The sequence below is a fragment of the Bartonella sp. ML70XJBT genome, assembly GCF_028618425.1.
In the GTDB taxonomy this organism is placed as follows: Bacteria; Pseudomonadota; Alphaproteobacteria; order Rhizobiales; family Rhizobiaceae; genus Bartonella.
This window is the reverse complement of record NZ_JAQISX010000018.1, coordinates 1-26,334: the sequence shown is the minus strand read 5'-3', so window position 1 is coordinate 26,334 and position 26,334 is coordinate 1. Positions and strand designations below refer to the sequence as shown.

The following is a 26,334-nucleotide window of genomic DNA, read 5'->3' as shown; positions in this document are numbered from 1 at the left end:
CAACAACGGATTAACTAATTTTTTAAAAATTAAAATTATTTGAAATCAAAGGAGCTATTTTTATGCATTATCGACTATATTGAATTGTTTTTAAGCCTAGATAATTCGGTGTTAATTTACCAATAGACGATTGAACACTATAGCTCGCTACAACAGCATTACGCTCTGCCATTGCGAGCGCAATTTGAGCATTAATCAATTGAGTACGAGAATTTAAAACATCTAATGTTGTTGCCTGCCCTACGTGATTTTCTTGAACACGACCTTTAAGAGCAATTTCAGCAGCACGAACACTTTCACGGTAAGCAATAACAGATGCGCGTGCAGCTTCCAACTGGAACCAAGCAGAAGTAAGGGCTTGTCTCGTATTACTATGGGCCAAATCGAGTTGAAGCTGCGCCTGTCCAAGCTGCTCCTTCGATTGGCGAATCTGTGCAGACGTACGCCCCCCTTCAAAGATCGGAACACTTAACGACAACCCTATCGATTTAGAAAAGCCATCCTGACCAGCACCACTGTATATCCGATTATAAGATGCTGTTGCAGAAAAATCAATTTTAGGAAGGAGTGCTCCTTCTTTCGCTTTTACATTGTAACCACTCGCATTGACTAAATATTGAGCATAAAGGATTGCTGGATGCATCACAACGCTCATTTGGTAAGCCGTATCAAGATTGACGGGAAGATTTGTGGCAACGGGTGGACGTTTTAGCTTTTCAGGATCAGAACCAATAATTTGTCGATACACTGCTTCTGCTGCTTTTACATCAGCACGAGCAAGACTCAGTTCTGAAACCGCCACGGAACGTGCAGCTTGAGCTTGAGCAAGATCAACACGCCCTCCCTCACCCACATCAAATTTTGCTTTATTGGAACGAACTTGCTCTTCAAGAGCTGCTAAATTTTCTCTCCGAAGATCGGCAACACGACGCACCTGATAGACATTCGCATAAGCTGTCACAGTCTCTAGAAAGGTATTTTGTTCAGCATTACGAAGATACTCACGTTGCGCCTGCAGCTTAACTTGAGCTGAAGAAAACATATTTTGCGTGATAAAACCGTCAAATAATCTTTGGTTTAATCTTACCCCTATAGATCCAGAAGTTACATAAGGACCTGTAAAAGACTTACTCCGCCCATAGCTTCCAACTCCTTCAACTTGTGGTAATAACCCTGATCGCGCGATGACAACATCATCACTGGCTATACGAACAGCCGCCCGTTCACTATTCAACTTAGCGTTGTGTTTATAAGCTTTAGAAAAAGCATCCATCAATGTTTCAGCACAAACACTCTCTGAGAGTAAAAGACTCAATACCAACAAAAAACACGCCTGAAACTTCTTGCTTAATTTAAACACAATACACACAATAACAAACCCCAAATAGATAACCAAACTATCTTTTATTCATAAAATGAACAAGTACTAAAATACAAAATCAGGTGTTTTTAAAAAACAAGGAAGAGGCTTTACGGCAAGATTAAAAGCTCGACAGCAAGAAATGATTCCATCTTCTTTTATGTAGATTCGTGCTACAGCAGCATTTCCATCCCCTTCAACCACAACAAGACGTCCACTGTCTTTCATTTGATCAAAGATACCTTGTGGAATAAAATCGACAGATCCCTCTATAAAAATCACATCATAAGGTCCCTCAACAGTATATCCCTGCTCTAATGGACCAAGAATGACAACCACATTATCACATTGATTATGTTCCAAAGCTTCAAGAGCATGTTCAAAAAGAGATTGATTACTTTCCAACGCAATTACAGACCCTGCAAGTTTTGAAAGCAAGGCCGCACAATAACCACTATTTGCACCAATATCTAAAACAACATCTGATGATTTTACAGCAGCAAGCTGTAACAATTTTGCGAGAGATGCCGGTTTCATCAAATAGCGTGCAGGAGCTTCATCGCGCACTGGACATAAAACAATATCGGTATCAAGATAGCTTAATGCTTTCATATCTTCCGATACAAAATCTTCACGAGATATCGTTAAAAACGCTTCAAGAACTGATAAATCCGTTACATCAACTGTACGAATTTGATTGTCAACCATTTTGCGACGAAGCTCAGCAAAATCTGCAACCATAACGACTATTTCTCCTAACCTACAAAAAATAAACAAAACAGTAACAATGAAGGACTAAGATCTCTTACACTGTAGGTGTTACAAAAAAAGATACGACAGTCAACAACTCGATTCTAACAGGACAATTTCTTATACAAAAGCGTTTTTATATTCTTATATAAAAGTGTCTTTATAACTGTAGAGGGAAATAATCTCTATCTTATGCCTCCCCTAAAAGCCGTTTCATTTAAAATCGGCTGGAGGCCTCGCCCGGAATCGAACCGGGATACAAGGATTTGCAGTCCTCTGCGTAACCATTCCGCCACAAGGCCTCATCAACAAATATAGAGGTTTCAATAAGGGAATGCAAAGCATCCGTCAAGCTGTAGAAACCTTCTATCACCTTTTTTCCTCTTACTTATACAATTTATCATATTTTTTTAAAAAAAAGTAATTTTATCCTTTGCAAATCAGTATTGCTTTGCTATAGGCTCTTCAGCTAGATGGTTGAGTATCGTTCCCCGGTAGCTCAGCGGTAGAGCAACCGGCTGTTAACCGGTTGGTCGCTGGTTCGAATCCGGCCCGGGGAGCCATTTAATTCTTTTCTTCATATAACTTATTGCTTTTGGTAATATTTTTTAAAGTTAGGGATGCCCGAATAAGTGTAAGGGAATAAGATTTTTGCAATAAGATAGAAATACAATATCCGAGAGGATGTGTTTCTTACAATGAATGATTGATCCATTAAAAAAGTTATTGCACAAATTTTTTCTTATGGGTTAATTTCAAGATAATTGTTTCTTCAAACTACCCTACCGCACACCTTTATCAGAAAACACTGTAATTATTGGTACGTTATAAATTACGATTTATTTCATGAGAGGAAATTATTAAACGCCATCAATAACGAAAAAAGTTTCGTATAAGCTTTGTTTTCCAGCCCCAAAATAATTTTTACTTCAATAATGCAATAAATCTCAAAAAATGCTCTTGAAGCAATCATTAAAAAAAACGGAAGAATAACAATCAAAATCATCTATATTATAGCCATACACCCCATACCGATCTCCCTGAAAGCAGGAACTCCCAACCAAAAAGTTTGTAAAAATCGAGCTTCTTATCTAGCGGATTGCTTCTTCTCATCACTTCATAAACCCTACAAATAGCCTTGCCTTGAATACTCATCACATCGTCATAAAAACACTGAAGTATGTAAAATGTTATGAGCTTTATACAATGCCCCTAAAAAGAGTGTTTTACAGCACAAATAGTATATCAATCTAAGTTGGTAAGAATCCTATGAAAATCTTTAACAAATCATAGGCGCTTTCTTCATTATTTCCATTATATTATGCATCTACACCATATTTAAAGAGACACCCCTTAAATCCCCTAAAGCCGTTTCACAATAGCCCTCGTAAATAGTATAAAATAAAAAACATTGATGAGCGTCATCTTTGATCTACAATAAAAGCCATACCATCATACTATTTTCTCACGCTCGATGTTAGAAATATTCCTTTCCTTTACAAAAGGTTACAAGAGATATTTTATTGATTACTTAAATGTTTATCCACACGAAAATCTCATTTTTAATACGCAAACAAATAGTTTTAAGAGATCAATATAAACAGATTCGAAATGAGAAAATTTTACGATAGAGATAGATTATTTAATATATAAAACAATAATTTGTCATGATATAATTAAACTTTTAAATTAAAAGTTATCATGAAAGATAAAACAGATCTTTTATATAAATAAAATGCATCTTTATCCCTATTTTAAAAAATTGAAATAAAGCAAATAAGTAATTTCTTGTGCAATGTTTTTTTTCAAAGGATCTTTAAATCAGTCCAAACGTTCAAAGGTTTTCATTTTTTAGAAATGAAAACCTTTAAGGCATAATCTCTTTTCAAGATTTTATTTAAGCCGCTTTCTTGACTGACTTGCGAAAACGAAAAGCCCTTGCAAGCTTTACAGCCACTTTTTCTTTTTTACGCCTCTCATTTGAAGATGAAGAATTCTTCCGCTGTAACTGTGCAGCATCATCTTTTCGATTTAAAAACTGCTTCTGACATTTAGATTTTTTTAAACGGCGTTCTTTATTGTTTTCTTTCTCTTCACTTTTTGGAAGAATCGGCTTTTCTGGAAATGCTGCAAATTGTTCTGGAACAGATTCAGGAACTAATTTCATGCGAATCAAGTTCTCTACAGCGCGCAACCGAGTCCTTTCTATCTTTTCATCAAAAAGTGTAAGTGCCTCACCAGATGCACCGTTGCGCCCAGTACGGCCGATGCGATGTACATAATTCTCAGCTTCATCTGGTAAATCATAATTAATCACGTGGCTTATTCCTGGTACATCAATACCGCGTGCAGCAATATCTGTTGCAACAAGAATCCGTACATCTCTTTCACGAAATGCTTTTAAGGCAGATTGGCGAGCACCTTGTGATTTATTCCCATGAATTGTTGCAACTAAATAGCCTATCTTTGCTAAATGACGTGTAACAGTATCAGCCCCATGTTTTGTTCGAGTAAAAACAATAACCGAATTAAAAGCTGGATTTGTCAAAATTTTACTTAAAACATTCTTTTTTTCATGCGTAGGAACACAATATAATTTCTGGGTAATCTCTACAGCTGTTGTGCCTTGAGGGGCAACTTCAATCTTCACCGGATCATTGAGTAAAGACTTTGCAAGAGCAATAATTTCTTTTGGCATTGTTGCAGAAAAAAGTGCTGTCTGACGTTCTTGATGCAAAAGCTTTGCAATTTGCTTAACATCATGAATAAATCCCATATCCAACATACGATCTGCTTCATCCAAAATCAAAAAACAAGAGTGAGAAAGATCAATACATTTTTCACGCACAAGATCTCTCAAACGCCCTGGAGTTGCAATCAAAACATCCACACCTGCTTCCATACGCTTAATTTGTTTTAAACGTGGTACCCCCCCAAAAATAAGACACGTCGAAAGATGTGTCCCTCTCGCCACAGTACGAATTGCTTCATCAATCTGAACAGCAAGTTCACGCGTTGGTGCTAAAATCAAAGCGCGTGCAGTTTTAGGAGAGCGTTTATCACCCAAAGTTAAAATTCGACTTAAGATAGGTAAAGCAAATGCCAAAGTTTTTCCAGAACCTGTCTGTGCAATCCCTAAAATATCGTTTCCTTTCAACATCATTGGAATAGCTTGTTCCTGTATAGGCTTAGGTTGACTCATCCCTGAAATGCGTAAATTTTTAATCAAAAGAGTAGGCAAACCTAACTTTTTAAAAACATCTTCTTTTTTTATAGACAAAATAAAATCTTTCCTCAGCTGAACAACTTTTACGAAGTAATCAGCTGAACTCTCCACTCAAGAATCCGCGCAAGAGAAATTCTTGACATTTTAAACGAAGCAACACTTGAAAAGCGACCTGCGCAACTCATGAGCACCTTAAAATCAAGGTAAAAGCATATAACTTAACTTAAAAAAGCTAACAAACCAGCTTAGATACCTTTATTCTTATTATCCTTGGATTATGAAAAAAAGCAAGAACTTTACGAAATACATTTATCGCGCCCCCAAAATATTAAAATCATTCATTTCTTAATGATTGTCTCCATCGGTAAATGCACCTTGATAAAATCAGGATAAATCTCGAGAAAAACTGGATTTTGTAAAGTTTTTTGACCGCCATAAATTAAATACCATTGTGTTTTATCAAAAATCGCCAAAGTTTTATATTGAATAATGCGATCTTTCATCTCCAGAATCGTTGAAATTAAAGCATATAAAGTGCCGTTATCTGTTTGAAGATACTCAATATTTTCTTTATCTAAACAATAAGCACCAGAAGGAAAATTCTCAAATTGCTTATGCAACTGTTGAAGAAAATTATCACGTAAAGCATCCTCTGTTGTATTCAATCGACGTGCCATCTCTTTATAAAGCCGCTCAGGCATATAATGAGATATAAGCGAGAAGTCCTCACTTTTTATAGCATTATTGACATCAACAACTATTTTGAATAGTTCAGTTTTCTGTAGTGCTGTTGGCTGAGATGCTAAACTTTGTTGATTAACAATCAAAAAGAAAAATAGACTCAGCACAAAATAAAAAACAGACTTCATTTTTACACTTCTTGTTTTAGTAAAATTTCAATTTTTTAAATAACAAAATCAAATAATGTTTGATCATCTGTAATATCACGATAGCGCCAACCTAACGCTTGAAATTTTTCCTCTAAGAGACGAAAATTATCGTATTTTTTTGTTTCAATTGCAACCAATACAGAGCCAAAGTTTCTCGCTGACTTTTTAAAATATTCAAAACGCACAATATCATCATCGGGTGATAATGTGGATAGAAAATGACGTAATGCACCAGGATGCTGTGGAAAACTAAAAATAAAATATTTTCTCAAGCCTTGGAAACGTAAAGAACGTTCTTTAATCTCTGGCAAACGCTCAAAATCAAAATTACCTCCTGAAATAACGAGTAGAATTTTTTTACCCTTTAACTCTTGAGGTGAAATACTGTTAAGCGCATCAATTGATAAAGCACCAGCCGGTTCAAGAACCACACCTTCTACATTAAGCATTTCAACCATCGTAGAACAAACACGATTTTCAGGAACTGTAATGACACAATCAGGAGAAAATTGCTTTAAAATGGTATAGTTTAGCGCACCAATTTCAGCCACCGCAGCCCCATCTACAAAAGTATCAATATTGTCAAGTTTAACCCGTTTTCCACTCTCCAGGCAAGCAAGTAAGCTTGCAGCTCTTTGGGGCTCAACAAAACGAAGCTTTGTGTTCCAACCATATTCCCCTAAAAACTTGCTCACCCCACTTGCCAAACCACCTCCCCCTACCGGCACAATCATTAAATCCGGCTCACTTTCTCCATTGAGTTTTTTCCATTGCAAAGCAGCTTCGCAGAGCACTGTCGCTTGCCCCGTAATAATGCGAATATCATCAAACGGAGGAGCCATCACACCACCGTTCTCCACCACAAAAGATTGCGCAGCTTCATAACATTGATCAAATGTTTCACCAACCAAACGAATATCAATAAACTCTTCACCAAAAATACGTGTCTTCTCAATTTTTTGTTGTGGCGTTGTCATGGGCATAAAAATCACACCTTTACGTTTAAAATAACGACAAACAAAAGAAACCCCTTGTGCGTGATTCCCTGCTGAAGCACACACAAATGCCGAATCTGAAGATATACTGCTCAGCATTTCTGAAACAAAATTGAAAGCACCACGAATCTTATAAGACCGTACTGGTGTTAAATCTTCACGCTTCAAATAAATTTCTGCATCATATTTTTGGCTTAGAAAATCATTTCTTTGAAGGGGAGTTTCAGCAAACACGTGATGCAATCCCGCCATAGCTTTTGTAACGTCTTGAATAAATTTACTCATAACAGTGATCATTTCATACTTTGTTTATATTATACAGGCTTTTTCTAGCGATAAAGAAAACCATTGTCAGTCAAAATTTCACGAAAAAAATGAATTCTTTTTCTTTTGTTATTAATTCTTGATTCAATAAAAGATATAGCTTATGAGAGAACTCTCATTGCGGACGTGATGAAAACGGTAAACATAGCAGACTTAAAATCTGCCGGTCGAAGACCTTGCGGGTTCAAGTCCCGCCGTCCGCACCAGAACATTTAGATTTTCCCTTATTTTTCAGTAAGTTATTGAAAATAAAAAAATTAAAAGGTTTTCTAAACCACCTTTTGAAACCTCATCATAAGGATATAAAATGAAACTGTAATAATGCGAAAAGAGAATCTCCCCTTCTCTGCAAATAAATATTCAGGCCATACTTTATGAATTAAAGAAATTTAATTCTTAATAATTAAGAATCTGAGTAACACTTCTTTACCCCCTCTCCTCATTACTCAAAACCAAAGAGATCTATTTCTTTATCATGAAACAGCATTTACTATGCATAAAATTTCAAAAGATAAAGGTCCTATTTAAAGATAGGACCTCTTGACTGGAGCTTCTTGATTTCCACAAAAACTAGAATTTATAAGCTATTCCTGCACGAAAGTCATTCGTCTTATACTTAACTTCAATCTCATCTTTAAATTTCTTTTTACCAAAATCCGAGTAACGATATTCTGCACGTACAACAAGATTATCTGTCATCGCAAAATCAATACCACCACCAAGCGTATAACCCATCATCGTTTTTGTAGCATCATGTGTCTTACTGAAGGGCTCCTCTCCTGTAATAACTGTCGATAAAATATCTTCAAACTGTCCATAAGCGACACCACCAGCAATATAAGGCATTACCCGACCAGCAGAAAACCCAAAACGTACCCGTGTAGCACCCGTCCATTTTTGTTTTAAAGTATGATTAAAAGTTAAACTATTTTTCTCTTCTTTATCCTCTGGATCAGATCGAAGAACACCTCTCCCAGATCCACTGGAAAATTTAGCCTTTTTTTCTTTTCCATCTTCTGTACCTTCAGTATCAGTACCCGATCCACTAGACTCAGTTCCTTCAGTACCCGATCCACCAGCACCTGATTTATCAGCTTGAAATTTCGTTTTTGTATCCTTTTTTTCCGTTAAAATGATATCCGTATCAAGTCCAACAACCAAATTATTACCAACATCAAAATTAATACCTGCATATAAACCACCTACAAACCCAGAAAGGTCAGGCATATACTGTTTTTCAACGGGGACCCATGGCTTACTTTTACTCTCCTCATCCGGATAGAGAGGAATATTAACATCACGCGTTGTTGCAGAAGCTTTACTTGAAAAGCCACCAATTTGACCTCCGAAATAAAAACCTGCCCAAGAAAAAGGTGACGAAGAAACAATTTCTGAAGCAACATGTACTGGATGTACAGGCTCTTCTCGCGCCACCACATCGGCAGACTGTACTATAGAAGGTGAAATAAAAGAAAAAACAGATGCTGTTAGAAATTTTGTATTCATAAAATTATACCCCATTGCTAAATTTAAATATAATCAAAATTTACATTTAGAAAAACAAAGTTTTATAAAATTTATACCAAAAAATCACATGTACTCCTTTATAGTTACATTTAAAATAATAACCATATAAATACATCATTACATCAAAATTTAAGTTTGGCAAATAAATTTTAATAAATTTAAATATATTATATTTAAATAATTAATATAACAAATATTTAATAAAAAAATCTATTATATATTTTAAAATAAAAAACATAAAACATTTTGCATTAAAAATATCTCACTAAAAAACACAAAAAGAATATTTTGATATCTTTTTTAATGAGATAAATTATTAAAATTGCTTAAAATGATGTAATAATTTTTATAAAATAAATATTTAAAAACTATTATAAATATAAATCAATATTTTATATTTATAATAAATACTATAGATTATCTATTATAATTATTAAATAACACCTATCTTACACAAAATCATCGCCTTTTTCTATCACTTTTCAAAAGGTAAGATGGTGAGCATATGCAAGTTTATTATCCTTCTAAAACTTGTCTCCAAAAAAGTTTTTAATCTTTTTATTTAAAAATTGCCCTTCCCCTACTAATTTCTATATTATCATCTGCCTTTATTACAAAACGGTCTTTATTAGGAAAAGTGATAAAGCATCCTTTCATACAAATTGTAACTGTTTGCTGAGAACTCAACGATATATTTAAAGGTATACTCCCTTCAACAATGATAAGAGATTGCACTTTTGCATCAGTATTTTTCACCGTTGCTGCAAAAGTTGTCATGGCAAAACTATCCCATAGCACAGCTGCTATAAAAACATGAATATATTTTAGCATTCTAGGATTCCTTCCTCAACAAAACGCTTATATAATACAAAGCGAAGAACATTTGTGACTTTAGTTGGTGAAGTAATATTAGGAACATAAATAGCTAAATTAAATGAAAATTTTTTACTATCAAATGCAGTAAAACTCACCTGTGGAGCTGGGTTTTTTAAAACTCCTTCTGTTGTAGAAGCAATCTCTAGCAAAATTTCAACAACACGCTCTGGAGCAATATTGGCAGAAACGGCAACGGGAATATCAATTCGCCCCATTTTACTCTGCCTAGTCCAATTACTAACATTGTTATTAATCAAACTTGAATTAGGAATAATAATCGTTTTACGCTGCAATGTTTCAAGTTCCGTCGCGCGCACACTGATACGTTTAACAATACCACCCACAGATCCAGATTCCACATAATCTCCGATTTTAAATGGTCTTCCGATCAGAATAATAAGTCCAGATACAAAATTTTGCACAATATTTTGCAATCCAAACCCAATACCAAGCGATAGCCCACCAGCAATAAGCGCAAAATTTTTAAGATCAAAACCGGCCATTGATATTCCTATCAAAGCCGACACGACAATACCACTATAACCGATGACTGTTTTGATAGAATTACGAACTCCAGAATCAAATTCCCCATGCTCTAATACAGTTCCATCTAACCAACCGATAATTTGTCGGATGAGAAACCAACAAATAAAGAAAGCAACAATTCCAGTTACAAGAGAAGTTAAAGAAATGAATACATTTCCAATTTGAAAGCCCGTCATTAACTGCCAGAACACCGCATTTAAATCAGAATATGAAAATCCGAATTGTACAGCAATTGGCATTGCACAAAATACAACGACGACCAAACTGAGAAAAATACTCAAAATTCCCCCCAATTGATTCATTGTTTTCTCATCTAAATGCAGCCGATGCATCAGAGTATGACCAAGGCTTGTTTTCATAAATTGTCCTTTAGTTCCAAGTGCTTGAGCACTTTGTATTCCCAAATACATGAGAACTAAAAACGCTCCACCAATTATGATCTGCTGCACAATAAAACGTGCTAGGCCAACATAACCCAAACAATTCATGACAATCAGCAATATTCCCAACACAATGAGAGGAATACGTATATAAAATGGCCAAAAACGTGGCTCTTCTTTCCCTTGAGCGATCCCACGTCTAATGCGTAAAGGTATAAATGAGATAATAAACAGCAATATCGCGACAAGAAAAACAGTAATAAAACTTTTCGCAATCGTCAAAGAAAGAGAGGCGGAAATAATTTGATAAATACTATCGAAAACAGCATCAAATGCCAAAACTCCACCTAAAAAAGTAACTAAAACCACCAGTTGATATGCTGCAGACGGTATAATATTGAAAAGATTCGCGCGGATCTTATTCGATTCTAAAAGAACAACTGCTAAGCGATTGATTAAAAAAACGAATACGATTTGATATCCTATCGTCTCAAATACCGTTGTGAGTTTTCCTGGATCCAAACCAAAACTATCGAACAAAAATAATATAAGATAGACACAAACAACACATATAAGTGAAGGAAGAAGAACTGAAATAAAAGCAACCAATAAGCGTTGTAAATAAGATATTTCTTCATTACTCTTCATCAAATGACAGCGCACATGCGCCAGAATTTTGCGAGAAAAATAAAAAAGCCCTAAAGCAATAAAAAGTGGAATCAAAAAACAAAGAAACAGATCTAACAATTTGAAATAAAATACAAAATTCCACCATGAACTCAACAACAAAAGAAAATCAGATGCAGCCTCTTTGGTTTTTTGGGCAAGATGTTTGACCATAGGCATTGAAAACTCAAGCCTATGTGTAAGTGTGCGTTTAAAAAGCTCTCGAGATTGAGAAATAGCAAGTTCAACTATTCTATTTGTAGCCAAAAAGATTGCTTCAAATCGAAGAACTATACTATTAATTTCAGCTTTTTTCTCCATCAATTGAGAGCGCTCATCCACTGTTTTTTTCAAATCATCATGAAGCTCCTCCAATTGATCAAGAAGTGCATTAATATCATTAAGAGGAGCACGCAAAACAAAGGCTGCTTCTAGGGCACGTTTACTGATATCTTGTGCGCGTAACCGCAGCTCCACCAAAGCCCGTTCATCCTCTAATTTATTTTCAAATTCTTTTTGTAAAGTTTCTGTATTTTGTTCAAGAGTCTTAATAAGATGCTGTTGTTGTTGAATAATTTCATCAATGGAATAAGAAGTATCTCCTTGTCCAATGATCGCATTTTGCGATTCAAAGCTCCCCCCTGCACAACAACTGAATGCAACAATGAATCCAAAAATAAAGAAAAGGACGCGTAATTTTTTTCTAAAAAATGAATACATGTCTGCCTTAGATGTATAAAGAGGAATCTATACCCCTCCTAAAAATATGGCATAGAATAAATATTTTCAACTTTTATAGAATAAGCTTATAAAAGCTTTTCCTTCTCCCATAATACTGATAATAAAGAAAAAGGATAACGATAGGCTTATGAAGCTTAAGAAGATAACGGAGGCATTCTAACATGCTCTTTTTGCACTTTTATTGCAAAAAAGAAAATTTTCTCTCTTTTACGACCTGGCTGCTCCTGTCCAGCTTTAGCGTATTATTGACGAGCAACCTAGAAAAGCTAGTTTGTTTAAGCAAGCAATCCCAAGCAAATAACATAGTGAGAACGAACACACTTGATCCACAAAACGAATGTATTCACTTGAATGTTACAACAACCGAAAACAAAAAGTTTGTAACACTTTATAGAAATTCCATTCTACCTATAAATATTATTCAGAATATTCTAGTATTGAATCTCTTTTTAATAACGAGCATAATTTTTTGTAGACAATTTAGGCATATTCAAATGCAATATTTTGCCAATAAACGTGCTCCCCCCTTTTGCTTGAATTATGCAACGATCTTCTGATATCGTTTTTGTCTTCCATTTTTATAACTATTAGATTGCCTATTAGCGGAATATATCATGCGTACACCTAGTTGGTTAACCACTTTTTATTGTTTGATTCTTTTAAGCAGCATTTATGTTGCCTTGCCTAATTTATTTTCGCAAGAACAGGTTAAAAGTTCAAAATTCTTACCTGACACCCGTGTAGCTCTTGGTCTTGATCTTCAAGGAGGCTCTTCTCTCCTGCTCGAGGTTGATAGCAAAACATTAAAACGTGATCAATTACACACCGTTTTAAGCAATGTGCGCAATGCGTTGCGTGAAAAACAAATCCGTACCTCAAGTGTTCGTATCATCGAAGATAGCGTTGTTGCCCTTATTTCTGATGCATCACAAACTGAAAAAGCTCTCTCAGCCTTAAAAACATTAATAACCCCCATACACAGTAGTTTTGGGACAACAGAACATAACATCACCATTAGTGCTCAAAATGAAATACTCCGTGTCACGTTAACGGAAGCCGGTATAAAAGATCGTGTAAGCAACGCCATTGAACAAAGTTTAGAAATCATCCGTCGCCGTATCGATCAAGTTGGTGTTTCAGAACCAGCGATCCAAAAGGTTGGAAATGATCGTATTATGGTCCAATTGCCCGGCTTACAAGATCCAAAACAACTGCGAGATCTTTTAGGCACGACCGCTAAGATGAGTTTTCACCTTGTTCCCTCTAATGTGGATCTCAATAATCCCCCTATAGGTGTTTCCATTCTTCCTGGATATACTGATGAAACACAACATTATGCAATTTATGATCAAATTGCCTTAGATGGAAATGTTCTTAAAGATGCCCGCGCTGGTTTTGACCCGCAAATACCAGGACGTTCTATTATTTCATTTACACTAGATTCTGCTGGTGCAAAAATATTTGCCGATATAACACGACAAAATATTAATCGTCCTTTTGCTATCGTTCTTGATAACAAAGTTTTGACCGCTCCTACCATCAATAGTGTCATCCCTAACGGACAAGGGCAAATTACAGGAAACTTTGATCCAAAAGAAGCCTCAACTCTGGCTGCTTTGCTCCGCGCTGGTTCCCTGCCTGCCCCCCTCACCGTAATTGAAGAGAGAACTGTAGGTCCCAATCTTGGTGCTGACGCCATACAAATGGGGCTTTACACCGGCATAATTGGCTTTATGCTTGTTACATTTTTTATTTTTCTCCTCTACCGAATTTGGGGGCTCATTGCCAATATAGCCCTAGCACTCCACACGATTTTAACATTTGCAGCCCTCAGTCTCCTCGGTGCAACACTAACCCTGCCTGGTATTGCTGGTATTATCTTAGGCATCGGTATTGCCGTTGATGCGAATATTCTCATCAATGAACGTATCCGTGAAGAAAGTCGAAAAGGTGTGAGTGCTTTTGCAGCCCTAGATCGTGGTTTTAAACAGGCTTTTGCAACCATTGTTGATGCGAATGTCACGGCAATTATAGCGACTGTTTTACTCTTTTGGTTTGGTACCGGTCCCGTTCGTGGTTTTGCCGTAACCATGTTGCTTGGTATTATCATCTCCATGTTCACAAATATAACCATTGTACGTATCATGATGATTTGGATTGTTCGTAAATGGAAAATTAAAAAATTGCATATTTATTCTGCTTTCAACATTCTCCCCCAAAATACAACTTTCCATTTTATGAAAGCGAGATTTATTGGAATTGGCGTCTCAATTATTTTATCAATAGCTTCAGTTTTTTTGTTTTTTAAACCTGGCTTGAATTTCGGAATTGATTTTATTGGCGGTAGCCAAATGAGTATTACCACGAAAGTACCAGCAGACCTAGCAACCCTGCGTTCCAAGCTTTCTACCCTTAATATTGGTGAAATTACTCTGCAAAATATCGATAACGAAAATACCGTACTCATTCGCATGCAGAAACAAAATGGGAGCGAAGCCCAACAAACCATCGCTATTGATAAGGTTAAAACGGCTGTACAAAATATCTATCCTGATACCACATTTGATCAAATAGAAGTTGTTGGCCCTAAAATTTCAGGTGAACTTGCTACAGCTGCTTTTACTGCTGTTATTCTCGCAGCGATTGCCATGACTCTTTATATATGGTTACGCTTTGAATGGTTCTTTGCAGTTGGTGCAATTATAACGCTTATTTTAGATACTACCAAAATGATTGGTTTTTTTGCTTTATTCCAATTTGATTTCAATTTAACAGCCATCGCCGCTCTGCTAACGATTGTTGGTTATTCTATAAATGATAAGGTTGTTGTTTATGATCGCATGCGCGAAAATATACGCCTTTATAAAAAAATGCCGTTACGCGAACTGATTGATCTGTCAATTAATCAAGTTCTTATCCGTTGCTTTTTTACATCAGCCACAACAATTCTTGCTATGCTTCCTATGGCGATATGGGGTGGAAGTGCCGTTCATAATTTTGCATTGCCTATGGTTTTTGGGGTTATTATTGCAACATCATCTTCTATCTTTATTGCTGCTCCTATTTTACTCCTGCTAGGAAATTGGTGGCGTGAACGAAATAATCGTGTAAACACTAAGGAGAAATGAAAATGTCCTTTGATGCATATGATACATCATTCCTCACTTCTCGAAGAAAGAGGTATTCTCATTCATTCGCTTTTTGATCAAGAATAGTAAATAATTCATGCTCCACGATACACCACTTATCACAACCATTGTTGCCGGTTTATGTTTAGCATTTCTTTTGGGAATGATTGCTAGCCGTTTGCGGATTTCACCCCTTGTGGGCTATTTGTTAGCTGGTGTTATTGTGGGGCCCAATACAGGCGGATTTAAAATAGATTCCGTTATTATCAATCAACTTGCTGAAATTGGTATTATTTTACTCATGTTTGGTGTTGGGTTACATTTTTCCTTAAAAGACCTTTTATCTGTCAAAGCCATTGCTGTCCCCGCTGCTATTGCCCAAATGGCATTTTCTACTTTTCTAGGCTTATGCTTTGGTTTGATTATGGGTTGGGGCTTTAGCGGGAGTTTGATCTTCGGACTTGCTTTATCCATAGCAAGTACTGTTATCCTGTTACGTGCTTTACAAGAGCGTCATCTTATTGAAACAGAAAAAGGCCGCATTGCTATTGGATGGTTGATTATTGAAGATTTAGCAATGGTCCTTATACTTGTCCTCATTCCCTCCTTGGCAAGCACCCTCAACCATACAAACAAAGAAGCATTGGATCCTCTTATTCGATGGTTGGATTTAAGTATTTGGGGTGTTTTTGGTTTCACCATCCTGAAAGTCATTATATTTATCGCATTGATGCTTATCATTGGGCGGCGTGTTATACCATGGCTTTTAAAAATGAGCGCACAATCGGGATCACGCGAATTATTCCGTCTCAGCGTCTTTGCTATTGCCCTAGGTGTAGCATTTGGAGCCGCTCATTTATTTGGTGTTTCTCTTTCTCTTGGTGCTTTTTTTGCCGGCATGGTTATGAGCGAATCAGAATTAAGTCACCATGCTGCTGAAGAATCTTTACCCCTGCGCGATGCCTTTTCTGTTCTCTTTTTTGTTTCTGTAGGCATGCTATTTGATCCAGCAAAGCTCTTAACTCATTTTTTTCCTCTCTTAGCAACCTTATTCATTATCGTCATTGGAAAATCTGCTGTCGCTTTTTTCATCGTTAAAGCTTTTCGCTATTCAAACGCAACGGCTTTAACGATTGCTGCAAGCCTTGCCCAAATCGGAGAATTTTCCTTTATCCTTGCTGGTTTAAGTCTAAGCTTAGGACTTTTAAACAATGATGCCCATGATTTAATTCTTGGAGGAGCAATTTTTTCTATTTTGCTCAATCCTCTCGTTTTCATTGCCTGTAACAAAATAAAAAAACGTCTAGAAAAAATTTCTGTCTCTTCACAAAATACCCAAACAATTATTGATATTGATCCTCAAGATCCTGACCAAGATTTTTTACCAATAATGACCTTAAAAAACGACCATATCGTCATTATTGGCTATAGTCGTATTGGTCAATGTATTGCATTATCTTTAATAAATAGAGATCAACCCATAGTAATTGTGGAAGAATCAAAACGCCTCGCTGATAAAGCAATTGCCGATGGCTTTGAGGTTATTTGTGGCAATATTATTCAACAAGAAGTAATGAACGCAGCCAATATAAATCATGCACATAAAGTTGTTATTACAATGCGAAGTACCATTGAAGTCGGAGAATGTATCGTGAATATACGTGATATGCAGAAGGATATCCAGATAATCACACATGCATTATCTGACACAGAAACAGCTTATCTCATTGATTTAGGGGCTGATGTTGTAGTAACGGATGATGAAGAAATTGCCAATGGCATTATAGAGCATATAACAGAACAAAGGTCTGTGAAGAATATGCATAATCATGAAAATTGATAGAAAACATAACATGGATAAAGAAGCGTGAAAATAAAGCAATTTATATGGCCCTTAATTGGTATCTTAGCAATGCTGATATCTGTTCGGATTCTTTATATAAAGCTCTCTGCCATTTCGTTCGGAGACGTATTGGAACGCTTGAGCGATTTAAATATACAACACTGGTTATTAGCCTGTTTATGTTCTCTGCTTGCTTATGCTGCTCTTGCTGGATATGATCGTATCGCTTTGCAACATCTAGGCCATAAAATTTCTTGGATTTTTATCGCCATCTGTTCATTTACAACTTATGCTCTTTCACATAATATTGGTGCTTCAGTTTTTTCTGGTGCCGTTGTGCGTTATCGGGCCTATAAAATGAAAGGGTTAAATGGAACAGAAATCGCCATATTGGTAGGTTTTTGTTCTTTTACTTTTGTCATCGGTACAATCTTACTGTTGGGGATTGTTTTGGTTTTGCAACCCGAAATTATCACCCTCATTCATGAAGAGCTTCCTGAATGGCTAGGAACGACAGTTGGAGCAATTTTACTTAGTTGCATAGCACTTTATACGTTTGGGAGTTGGCTTCAATTGAAGCCCTTACGCTTGGGCAAGAAAATTCAGCTTTCCTATCCACAGCTAAAAATTGTTATTCAACAGCTCCTTATTAGCCCTCTAGAGCTTTTAGGCGCAGCAGGAATTATATATGCTGTTCTCCCCTACAATGCAGATATTCATTTTATTTCTGTTCTTGGTGTTTTCCTAGCATCTTTTACGATAACACTTCTCTCCAATGCACCTGCAGGAGGTGTAGGCGTTCTTGAAGCGCTCTTCATAACAGGTATGCCGAGTATAGATCCAACCGATGTTATCGCAGCACTTATTGTCTTTAGAATACTTTATTTGATTATACCACTCATCATTTCGTTATTTGTGGTCGCCATTTTTGAAGCACAACAATATTGGAAAAGAGCCCCCAAAATACCTCCTAAATAAGTAAAAGGCTATCAATGGCTTCTTTGGTGTATACCTATAAATGATAGGATCATATCGAGGTTCATGTTGCATCTGTAAATTAATATAATCATTGTTTTTATTTATCTTTTTTACCTTCGAACCTGAAACGCTTTCTTTATCTTTATAAGAGACTTATTCTAAAAAAACAGAGAAATATTTATCTATTTTTCTTCAAAGAAATTCCATAAACTTGAAAATATCTACCCGTGTAGAAAACAATCGTTTCCATAACATACAGCATGTTGATTTATAACTATAATTTATCATTATTCAAGGTGAATGAGAACCTTGAATACCGTAAGATTCTCTCATTTCAAATCTCTGCCACGTTGAATCAATCAAAACCATGTCTTTTGCATGTTATAAGCAGGAAGAACCGTGTGACGTGAAACTGTACAAGAAAGAATTAAAATACCTCTTCTAAACCATTTCAAGGACAAGAGGTATAATATTGGGACGAGTAAAGTGTGTGGTGTAGGCTTTTTCCTTCTCCCCAATTCCACTGAACCCCTTATATCTTAAAAAAGATTTCACGCAATCAATAAATTATTTATAATATAAAATAAATGGTGGGTGATGAGGGGATCGAACCCACGACCCGCTGATTAAGAGTCAGCTGCTCTACCGACTGAGCTAATCACCCATAAGCTTCCCAAAAGATAAGAATGAGCGTTTCTATAACGCTCCTAAGGGGGGATGTCTAGATATTTTATTGTTTTTTATACAGCCTCATTGTCTGTAGGGTTTAAAATATGCTATTGACCACTTGATCTTATACAAAAATAAACCCATTATAATAAGCTCTATAAATAAATATTCTGATTGTTATACAGAATCTATAATTGGAGGATTATCGAGCATAATGCCCGAGCAAAATTTAGAGGAACCTTCTTGTCATTGTCAGCGGAATGGGGCGTTGTTTTATTTTATTAATAATCATATGCGTTTAAAATCATATGTGTTTAAGCAATATTTTCTATTTTTCTCTTGAATGTAAGTTTTTTTACATTCAAAATTCATGATCCAATATGCGAATAAAAGCCCATGATTTTTTTGTCAATCGCGCGCTTTTAAGCTTTTAAAAGGTGAGAAATGATGGAATGGATCACAGATCCCCATGCGTGGTTTGGTTTAGTCACGTTGGTTTTCCTCGAAATTGTTTTAGGAATAGATAACCTTATCTTTATTGCAATTTTAGCTGAAAAATTGCCACTACATTTGCGTGATCGAGCACGCTTGATAGGTCTTACTTTAGCACTAATCATGCGGCTTTTTCTTCTTACAGTTATTGGCTGGGTTATGAGACTCGATACGGTCATTCTTTCACTTTCATCCTTTGTCTTTAGTTGGCATAGCTTTATTTTAATTGGGGGTGGAGCCTTTTTGCTAGCAAAAGGAACGTTAGAATTACATGAAAGGTTAGAAGGGGTATCTCATGAAAGAAAAACAGGCGTTGCTTATGCTGTTTTTTGGCAAGTAATTGTTCAAGTCGTGGTGTTGGATGCCGTTTTTTCACTCGATAGTATTATCACCGCAACAGGTATGATTGCAAAAGAGCAAGCAGCAGTTATGTACATTGCGGTCATTACTGCGATGGGAGTCATGATGTATGGCTCAGGCTCTCTTATGCGTTTTATTAATCGTCATCCCACCATTGTCATCCTTTGTCTTGGATTTTTGATGATGATTGGTTTTACGCTCATTGTTGAAGGGTTCGGTTTTCATATTCCCAAAGGGTATTTGTATGCTGCTATTGGTTTTTCTGTTCTCATCGAAGCTTTTAATCAAATTGGACGTCGTAACCGTGAAAAGATGATTACGACGAATGATCTACGCAGTAGAACAGCTGATGCTGTTTTAAGGCTCTTAGGAGGGGGAAATAAAGATAGTCATCTTGCTGAAACTGTAGATGTCATTGCTGAACAAGCCGCAGCTTCTGAGTTATTTAGACCAGAAGAAAAAGAGATGATTCGTGGAGTTCTCGATTTAGCAGATCGTCCTGTTCGCTCTATCATGTCGCCGCGCAATGAAATTGAGTGGTTAGATTTAAATGCTAATGAAAATGAAATGCGTGAAGAATTACAAAATGTTAAACATAGCCGTTTAATTCTTGCGCGTGAAAAAGTGGATGAGTTTGTTGGCGTCGCGTTAACAAAAGATCTTCTTTTAAATCTGGCTGAGGGTAAAAAGATTAATTGGAAAAAAGCGATGCGAGAACCGCTTGTTGTTCATGAAAACACAAGTGTTTTACGATTAATGGAACAATTACGTCATTCTTCGATTCAACTTGCAATTATTGTTGATGAGCATGGTTCTTTTGAAGGTATTGCAACACCAACTGATATTCTTGAAGCTATTGCAGGAGATTTTCCTGATGACGATGAAGAACTCATGATCGCAGAACAACTTGAAAATGGCAGCCTTCTTGTAGAGGGATATGCTGATATCCGTCGTTTAAGTGGTTATCTTGGACGAAATCTTGTTGATGAGGCAGACCGTTATACGACTCTAGCAGGCTTTATGCTTTGGCAATTTGGTCATTTGCCGAATGAAGGAGAAAGTTTTGAAACGGAAGGTTTACGCTTTAAAGTGATTGAAATGGAACGCCGAAACATATCTAAAATCCTTATTTCTCCACTTGTGTTACCAGAAAAAGCTACTTCTTTTGATCCATAAGATAAGTAAAAAGATTTTTCTTCATGATGAGAAAGTGAAAAGAATAGAAAATTGATAGCTTAATTCTATTGCCCTTACTTTATATTTTTAAAACGTGAAAGAATGAATATAAAAAAATTAAGTTATCAATGAATTTTTAGTACAAAAAAGTTTTATTGATGATTTGTGAAGAGCACTAAAAGGAAAAATGGTGCGTAAATTATATTGGTAAAATTAATCTTAAAAATGATAATTTTATACAACATATTGATGCATAATAATTATTTATTATTTCTTTATTAAAACATCCTGTCATCTTCATATCAAAAAAGCTTTTTTAAACATTAAACTACCATCATTAATGCATTCACTTAACTGATGAAGGCAAGCTTTGAGCAACACCCTATTTTCTATAAAATTTGAGATTTTTTTATATTTCTTAAGGAGCTATTCCTTATCTTTTTTTCGATAATTGGCAAAGTTATTGTATATGTAGCTAAAAAAGGAATACAAGGAAATTGCACACCTGAAGAGATTTATAAAGATCGACAGATATAATATTGAAGATAGCAAATCATATATTTATGACGAAAACAGAAGTAAAATAAAAGAGATCGTTTTGAAAGAAAACTAAGAGAGTATACGACTCAATGAATTGGAAATACACCATTCAGCATCTGCAATTTTATCAATAAATAATGAAAAAAGCTTTAGAAATTGATGCCTTATTGATCTGGCATGCAAAAATAACAGAGAAAACAGCCAAAAAATTGCGTAAATGTGAAATAGCAGTAAAATTTGGTATCGGTTATGAAGATCAAGTAAATTACGAAGAGTTTAAAAACACAGTGCTAAATTTGCGGATATCCTTTTTACTGTAGATGAAGTAGCTGACACTGCATTAACAATGATTTTGGAAGGATGCAGGCAAGTGTCCAGACATAATGATTTAGCAAAAAATATGGCAAGAAAACAATCTTAAAACATTCCGTCCAAAGCATAAAATCATTGAGTTGACCGAATTCAAAAAAAATAAGGAAAGCAACACTAGAACGCTTAAGGCCTTTTGGATTCGAGATTCTTATCTATGATCCATATATTGATGAGGAGCACGCTAAATCACTCATCTTCAAACTCTTAGAAGATATGAATACCCTTCTAGAAAAGTCTGATGTGGTATCCCTACACTGTCCTCTTACAAACAAAACAATAAGAATGATTAATTTAGAATTCCTTTAACAGATGAAGAAAAACACTATCTTAGTGAACACCGTAAAGAATAAAATCCTCAGCGATTTTGATTCCTTAAAAAAACATCCAAGCGAAAATCATGAATTTCAAGCATTCCTTGATGTTCTCCCTGTGGCCCCACTAAATGACCATCCTCTTATTAAAGCTTGGAGAGACAATACTGGCTTGTTATCCTCAAGATTGATCATTAATCCACATAATACATATTTTTACAAAACTTACAGATCTATATAAGGAAAAATATTGTTTCCATAGTAATATCTTTTCTATACAAGAAGAAAAGAAAAGCTTGAGAGTTTCCTATGATTAATAATATTTACTGCGTTGGACGTAATTATGTGGAACATGCCTATGAACTAGGTAATGTTGTTGAAGATGAACCTGTTATATTTAGCAAGCCGAACAGCTCACTCATCTTAGGAAATCAAATTAATCTTCCTAATTTTTCTGAAGAAATACATTTTGAAACTGAAATTGTGCTTAGAATCTCAAAGGATACTTTTATGGTCAATGAAAGAGAAGCTGAAGAATGTTATGATTCTGTAGCAATAGGTCTTGATCTCACAGCTAGAGATTTGCAAACAAAACTGAAAGAAAAAAAGCTTCCTTGGCTTTTATCTAAGGGATTTAAAGGCGCCGCATACGTCTCTGACTTCATAAAAAAGGAAAAAATAAACGATCCAATAACTTTTGAAATGAAGCTAAATGGCGAAACGAGGCAAGTTGGCAATACGAAAAATATGATCTTTAGCTTTGAAAAAATAATATCATTTTTAAGTCACTACATTCAACTAAGGCGTGATGATATCATCTATACAGGCACTCCAAAAGGCGTAGGAAAACTCTCTAAGTTTGATGAAATAGAACTATATCTCAAAGATACATTAATCTCAGAAATAAAGGTCAAATGAATCATCAAATACTCACCTTTTTCATCATTTCATTTTTTTAGTCATCTCACTTGACCGAGTATGGACCTTATCATTGATAAGGCAACGACAGTGGAAAAAAGAATGCATTTGCTAACATTTTAGGATTGTGTACAGCAACAATTGTGTACAGCAACATATGTGCATGGCACATTTTCCATATTAAGTGTATCAGCAATTGTTCTCAACAACAAAACGCTCTTTTTTTAGTAAAGCTCATGGGTGGCTACTATTTATTATATATGGGTGTTAAATCGATTAAATCTGGAGTTAACACCTTAAATTCAAAAGAAATAATACAAAAAAACGAAAAAAATACTGAAGGTAAAGTGAAGTTTTACCAGCTATATGGATGGTTTTATGACACAAATACTCAATCCTAAAATATCCATGTCTTATATCACGGCCTTTCCAAAATTTTTGGTGTCTGGCGGTGGTAATCAAAAAGGTTTTGAAGTTGTCACGATACATTCCTTCAACATCTTTGCATGATTTACTTTAATGACTATTTTTATATCATTCGCAAGCGTCACTTAAAAAAAGAAAAGAGTATATTAATAGTGCAACAGGAACAGTTTTATCACTATTTTCTTTTTTCATTTTCTTTGGGATAACACTTCCCTCTTTGATAAGGGCTCGCAAAGCTAACAGACTAATCTTTCCGTGATTCTGTCTTTCATTATGAATATTTCCACCTTTAACAGGTTTATACAATCACAAGTGTTTTCTTATGTTCTTTGGATAACTGAATGATGCTGCATTTCTCTCTCATAGTCTAAAGACCTTGTATATAAACAATGTGAATTTTTCGCAATATTTTATCAATATCTAAATGAAACTCTTATTCATCACTTTAAAAGAAAAGAGCTCCTTTTCACTTATGATAGTATCATAAAAATAAAAAAGTGACTTTAGAAAATCATTTAAATTTTCTATCATTAGAGACTTTTTCCTAAACTAAGATGACAACTCTATAATGCTACTTAAGAAAAAATTAAAACACTCTCTATTATGAATAACAACATACTGATTATAAATGATAATTTTTATAAAGTCATAAAAAAGGCTAACAATTTTCAGAAATAATTTCAAAAAAGAAATCTATCGAGACCTTTTTAGGAGCCATTTATCTGTTATTAAAACAATAAAAAGCACCCTCTTCAAATATCTGTTATGTTATTTTAAGAGAAAAACATCCTCTTTTTTCAAAACCATACTCTTTTCTTTATCCACACAAAATTATAAAAAATGTTTTTTTCCTTTACACCTCATTTATATCATGCTTCGATACGAAATATACTTTTTAGTGTCATTTAATCTCAAAATAATTCAAAGGGAACCCCCAAAAAATGAACTGTAAACAAAATTTAAAAGATGATCCTCAAAAGAAACTACAACGTGGCCTCGATAACCGTCACGTACAACTTATAGCTCTGGGTGGAGCTATTGGAACAGGACTCTTCATGGGGTCAGGAAAAACAATTAGTGTAGCAGGTCCTTCAATCCTTCTCGTTTATGCGATTATTGGTTGTGCTCTATACTTTGTCATGCGTGCTATGGGAGAATTATTGCTTTCTAATTCGCAATATCGATCTCTTATTGATTTTTCAACCGATATGCTAGGACCGGGAATGGCTTTTTTTGTTGGCTGGAACTATTGGCTAAGCTGGGTTGTGACTGGAGCTGCAGATATTATAGCTATCATTAACTATACGCATTTCTGGTGGCCAACACTTAATCCATGGATTGTTGTTTTTGCTTGCATTGGTTTCTTTTTAATTCTTAATCTCCTTGCGGTAAAGTTTTTTGGTGAACTTGAATTCTGGTTTGGTCTTATCAAAATCGTAGCAATTTTAGCATTAGTTATTGTTGGATTTTATATGATCGCTACAGGCTTTACCTCTCCAAATGGTACTGTTGCCTCTCTTAACCATGTATGGAATGGCGGTGATATATTTCCCAGAGGAATTACAGGTTTTTTTGCTGGATTTCAAATTGCCATTTTTTCTTTTGTTGGTATCGAAATTGCTGGAACAACGGCAGCTGAAGTCAAAGAACCTAAAAAAGTTCTCCCTAAAGCAATTAATGCAATACCAGTGCGTATTGTACTCTTTTACATCCTTTCTCTTGCTGTAATTATGTCCGTTACACCTTGGAATCAAATTGTTCCAGAAAAAAGCCCCTTTGTCTCCATGTTTTGGCTTGCAGGCATTCCAATAGCTGCTGGTTTAGTCAATTTTGTTGTTCTCACCTCGGCTGCCTCTTCAGCAAATAGTGGTATTTTTTCAACTAGCCGCATGATATACGGGCTTGCAACACAAAAAGGTGCTCCTCCAATTTTAGGAAAGCTTTCCAAATACCGTGTTCCAGCCAATGCTCTGTTCTTTTCCTGCCTATGTATTTTAGTAGGATACACAATTGCGTCATCATCTCCAAGCATCATAAGTGCTTTTACAATTGTGACAAGTATTTCAGCGATTGCATTTTTATTCGTATGGTCCGTTATTTTGATTAGCTATATTGTGTATCGTCGCAATCACCCTCATTTACATGCTGAATCCGTCTACAAAATGCCAGGTGGTACCATCATATGTGGGATTGTGTTAGTATTTTTTGCTTTCATGCTCTATTTGTTGACATTAGAACACGATACCTTCACAGCTTTAAAATACAGTATCTTCTGGTTTATTTTCTTAGGCATAATGTATTTTATGTTTATAAGAAAAAAAATTGCTCCAAAAAATAAATAAAATCTATACAAAATGTCTCAAAAAAGAGTAACTAAGGTTACTCTTTTTTTTTACTTAACCTTCTTTTGACACCTCAAAAAAAGAGGATTTCTCCTAGCACTGTTTTGTAAAAAAATCTGATCTGTTAAGGGAAATGCCGCTAACCGCTTATATGGTTCACCTCCATAAGGCTCTATGGGCAGCTTCTACCCTAAATACTGACCACACATTCTAAAAATACCTAATGTATAAAATTTTCTATGCTTTATCACTGCTCTAAACAACGATGTTGTAGGGCATAATAGGATAAGACACGAGATATTCTGTAAAGAATTTTCTATAAAATTCACCTGCATTGTTTACTAAAAAATATTTAGATTTTACCTAAAACATCCGTAAAATTTTTCTATAAAAATATTTTTTTAGTAAACTATAAATTCTTATTTTTCAAAAACTATTTTAAATATATTTTATATAATAATTACAATTATTATGAATAATAAATAAAATATTAATATG

The 26,334-nt window shown here is 35.3% G+C and carries 16 protein-coding genes and 4 tRNA genes; 10 read left to right on the top strand and 10 right to left on the bottom strand.

Annotated elements, in window-relative coordinates; translation table 11 throughout:
• Positions 1-67 precede the first annotated feature (67 nt).
• From PVV65_RS07380 to PVV65_RS07370, 3 genes are all read right to left on the bottom strand, one after another.
• Positions 68-1,369, bottom strand: coding sequence for a TolC family outer membrane protein (locus PVV65_RS07380; RefSeq protein WP_273789740.1), 1,302 nt, complete (start codon positions 1,367-1,369; stop codon positions 68-70).
• Between the two features lie 57 nt (positions 1,370-1,426).
• The gene (locus tag PVV65_RS07375; protein WP_273755394.1) at positions 1,427-2,101 is read right to left on the bottom strand and encodes a protein-L-isoaspartate O-methyltransferase; all 675 of its coding nucleotides are present in this window, start codon (positions 2,099-2,101) and stop codon (positions 1,427-1,429) included.
• A 237-nt stretch (positions 2,102-2,338) separates the two neighbouring features.
• Positions 2,339-2,412: transfer RNA gene (locus tag PVV65_RS07370), tRNA-Cys, on the bottom strand.
• A gap of 186 nt (positions 2,413-2,598) precedes the next feature.
• Between PVV65_RS07370 and PVV65_RS07365 the strand changes: the two genes are divergently transcribed.
• Positions 2,599-2,673, top strand: a tRNA-Asn gene (locus PVV65_RS07365).
• Between the two features lie 1,334 nt (positions 2,674-4,007).
• Here PVV65_RS07365 and PVV65_RS07360 read toward each other — a convergent pair.
• The 3 genes from PVV65_RS07360 to ilvA all read right to left on the bottom strand — a co-directional run bounded on the left by PVV65_RS07360 (position 4,008) and on the right by ilvA (position 7,518).
• Positions 4,008-5,390 carry a DEAD/DEAH box helicase gene (locus PVV65_RS07360; RefSeq protein ID WP_273789739.1) on the bottom strand — a complete coding sequence of 461 codons (1,383 nt, stop codon included), beginning with the start codon at positions 5,388-5,390 and terminating at the stop codon, positions 4,008-4,010.
• A 284-nt stretch (positions 5,391-5,674) separates the two neighbouring features.
• Positions 5,675-6,205: a hypothetical protein gene (locus tag PVV65_RS07355; RefSeq protein WP_273789738.1), complete on the bottom strand. Its 531-nt coding sequence runs from the start codon at positions 6,203-6,205 to the stop codon at positions 5,675-5,677.
• A 35-nt stretch (positions 6,206-6,240) separates the two neighbouring features.
• Positions 6,241-7,518: a threonine ammonia-lyase IlvA gene (gene ilvA / locus PVV65_RS07350; protein ID WP_273755391.1), complete on the bottom strand. Its 1,278-nt coding sequence runs from the start codon at positions 7,516-7,518 to the stop codon at positions 6,241-6,243.
• A 147-nt stretch (positions 7,519-7,665) separates the two neighbouring features.
• Here ilvA and PVV65_RS07345 point away from each other — a divergent pair.
• Positions 7,666-7,751, top strand: a tRNA-Leu gene (locus PVV65_RS07345).
• Between the two features lie 364 nt (positions 7,752-8,115).
• On the opposite strand, the gene PVV65_RS07340 is transcribed toward PVV65_RS07345, so the two are convergent.
• The 3 genes from PVV65_RS07340 to PVV65_RS07330 form a co-directional block, all read right to left on the bottom strand.
• On the bottom strand, positions 8,116-9,051 hold the full coding sequence (locus tag PVV65_RS07340) for an outer membrane protein (protein WP_273789737.1): 936 nt from the start codon (positions 9,049-9,051) through the stop codon (positions 8,116-8,118).
• Positions 9,052-9,630: 579 nt separating this feature from the next.
• Positions 9,631-9,903, bottom strand: coding sequence for a hypothetical protein (locus PVV65_RS07335; RefSeq protein WP_273755389.1), 273 nt, complete (start codon positions 9,901-9,903; stop codon positions 9,631-9,633).
• Entirely contained in the window at positions 9,897-12,260 is a 2,364-nt protein-coding gene (locus PVV65_RS07330) for a mechanosensitive ion channel domain-containing protein (RefSeq protein ID WP_273789736.1), read from the bottom strand. The genes PVV65_RS07335 and PVV65_RS07330 overlap by 7 nt, the downstream gene beginning before the upstream one ends.
• Positions 12,261-12,895: 635 nt before the next feature.
• Here PVV65_RS07330 and secD point away from each other — a divergent pair.
• The 3 genes from secD (at position 12,896) to PVV65_RS07310 (ending at position 18,230) form a co-directional block, all read left to right on the top strand.
• A complete protein-coding gene (gene secD / locus PVV65_RS07320) occupies positions 12,896-15,409 on the top strand; it encodes a protein translocase subunit SecD (RefSeq protein WP_273789734.1) in 2,514 nt (837 codons plus the stop codon).
• 97 nt (positions 15,410-15,506) lie between these two features.
• Positions 15,507-17,249: a YbaL family putative K(+) efflux transporter gene (ybaL, locus tag PVV65_RS07315; RefSeq protein WP_273789733.1), complete on the top strand. Its 1,743-nt coding sequence runs from the start codon at positions 15,507-15,509 to the stop codon at positions 17,247-17,249.
• Between the two features lie 27 nt (positions 17,250-17,276).
• Positions 17,277-18,230 carry a YbhN family protein gene (locus tag PVV65_RS07310; protein ID WP_273755384.1) on the top strand — a complete coding sequence of 318 codons (954 nt, stop codon included), beginning with the start codon at positions 17,277-17,279 and terminating at the stop codon, positions 18,228-18,230.
• A gap of 588 nt (positions 18,231-18,818) precedes the next feature.
• Here PVV65_RS07310 and PVV65_RS07305 read toward each other — a convergent pair.
• A tRNA-Lys gene (locus PVV65_RS07305) sits at positions 18,819-18,894 on the bottom strand.
• A gap of 449 nt (positions 18,895-19,343) precedes the next feature.
• On the opposite strand from PVV65_RS07305, the gene PVV65_RS07300 reads away from it, so the two are divergent.
• From PVV65_RS07300 to PVV65_RS07280, 5 genes are all read left to right on the top strand, one after another.
• Complete coding sequence (locus tag PVV65_RS07300; protein ID WP_273755383.1) at positions 19,344-20,927, top strand: TerC family protein; 1,584 nt, start codon at positions 19,344-19,346, stop codon at positions 20,925-20,927.
• 1,011 nt (positions 20,928-21,938) lie between these two features.
• Positions 21,939-22,145 carry an NAD(P)-dependent oxidoreductase gene (locus PVV65_RS07295; RefSeq protein ID WP_342752508.1) on the top strand — a complete coding sequence of 69 codons (207 nt, stop codon included), beginning with the start codon at positions 21,939-21,941 and terminating at the stop codon, positions 22,143-22,145.
• Positions 22,146-22,459: 314 nt separating this feature from the next.
• A complete protein-coding gene (locus PVV65_RS07290; RefSeq protein WP_273755382.1) occupies positions 22,460-23,068 on the top strand; it encodes a fumarylacetoacetate hydrolase family protein in 609 nt (202 codons plus the stop codon).
• Positions 23,069-23,446: 378 nt separating this feature from the next.
• Entirely contained in the window at positions 23,447-23,578 is a 132-nt protein-coding gene (locus PVV65_RS07285) for a hypothetical protein (protein WP_273789732.1), read from the top strand.
• Between the two features lie 857 nt (positions 23,579-24,435).
• A complete protein-coding gene (locus tag PVV65_RS07280) occupies positions 24,436-25,836 on the top strand; it encodes an amino acid permease (protein WP_273789731.1) in 1,401 nt (466 codons plus the stop codon).
• Positions 25,837-26,334 lie beyond the last annotated feature (498 nt).

Excerpts from the sequence above, each read along its gene's own strand:
- PVV65_RS07375 (WP_273755394.1), bottom strand. The coding sequence starts at position 2,101 with ATGGTTGCAGATTTTGCTGAGCTTCGTCGCAAAATGGTTGACAATCAA.
- PVV65_RS07355 (WP_273789738.1), bottom strand. The coding sequence starts at position 6,205 with ATGAAGTCTGTTTTTTATTTTGTGCTGAGTCTATTTTTCTTTTTGATT.
- ilvA (WP_273755391.1), bottom strand. The coding sequence starts at position 7,518 with ATGATCACTGTTATGAGTAAATTTATTCAAGACGTTACAAAAGCTATG.
- PVV65_RS07340 (WP_273789737.1), bottom strand. The coding sequence starts at position 9,051 with ATGAATACAAAATTTCTAACAGCATCTGTTTTTTCTTTTATTTCACCT.
- PVV65_RS07335 (WP_273755389.1), bottom strand. The coding sequence starts at position 9,903 with ATGCTAAAATATATTCATGTTTTTATAGCAGCTGTGCTATGGGATAGT.
- PVV65_RS07330 (WP_273789736.1), bottom strand. The coding sequence starts at position 12,260 with ATGTATTCATTTTTTAGAAAAAAATTACGCGTCCTTTTCTTTATTTTT.
- secD (WP_273789734.1), top strand. The coding sequence starts at position 12,896 with ATGCGTACACCTAGTTGGTTAACCACTTTTTATTGTTTGATTCTTTTA.
- ybaL (WP_273789733.1), top strand. The coding sequence starts at position 15,507 with ATGCTCCACGATACACCACTTATCACAACCATTGTTGCCGGTTTATGT.
- PVV65_RS07300 (WP_273755383.1), top strand. The coding sequence starts at position 19,344 with ATGATGGAATGGATCACAGATCCCCATGCGTGGTTTGGTTTAGTCACG.
- PVV65_RS07290 (WP_273755382.1), top strand. The coding sequence starts at position 22,460 with ATGATTAATAATATTTACTGCGTTGGACGTAATTATGTGGAACATGCC.
- PVV65_RS07285 (WP_273789732.1), top strand. The coding sequence starts at position 23,447 with ATGACACAAATACTCAATCCTAAAATATCCATGTCTTATATCACGGCC.
- PVV65_RS07280 (WP_273789731.1), top strand. The coding sequence starts at position 24,436 with ATGAACTGTAAACAAAATTTAAAAGATGATCCTCAAAAGAAACTACAA.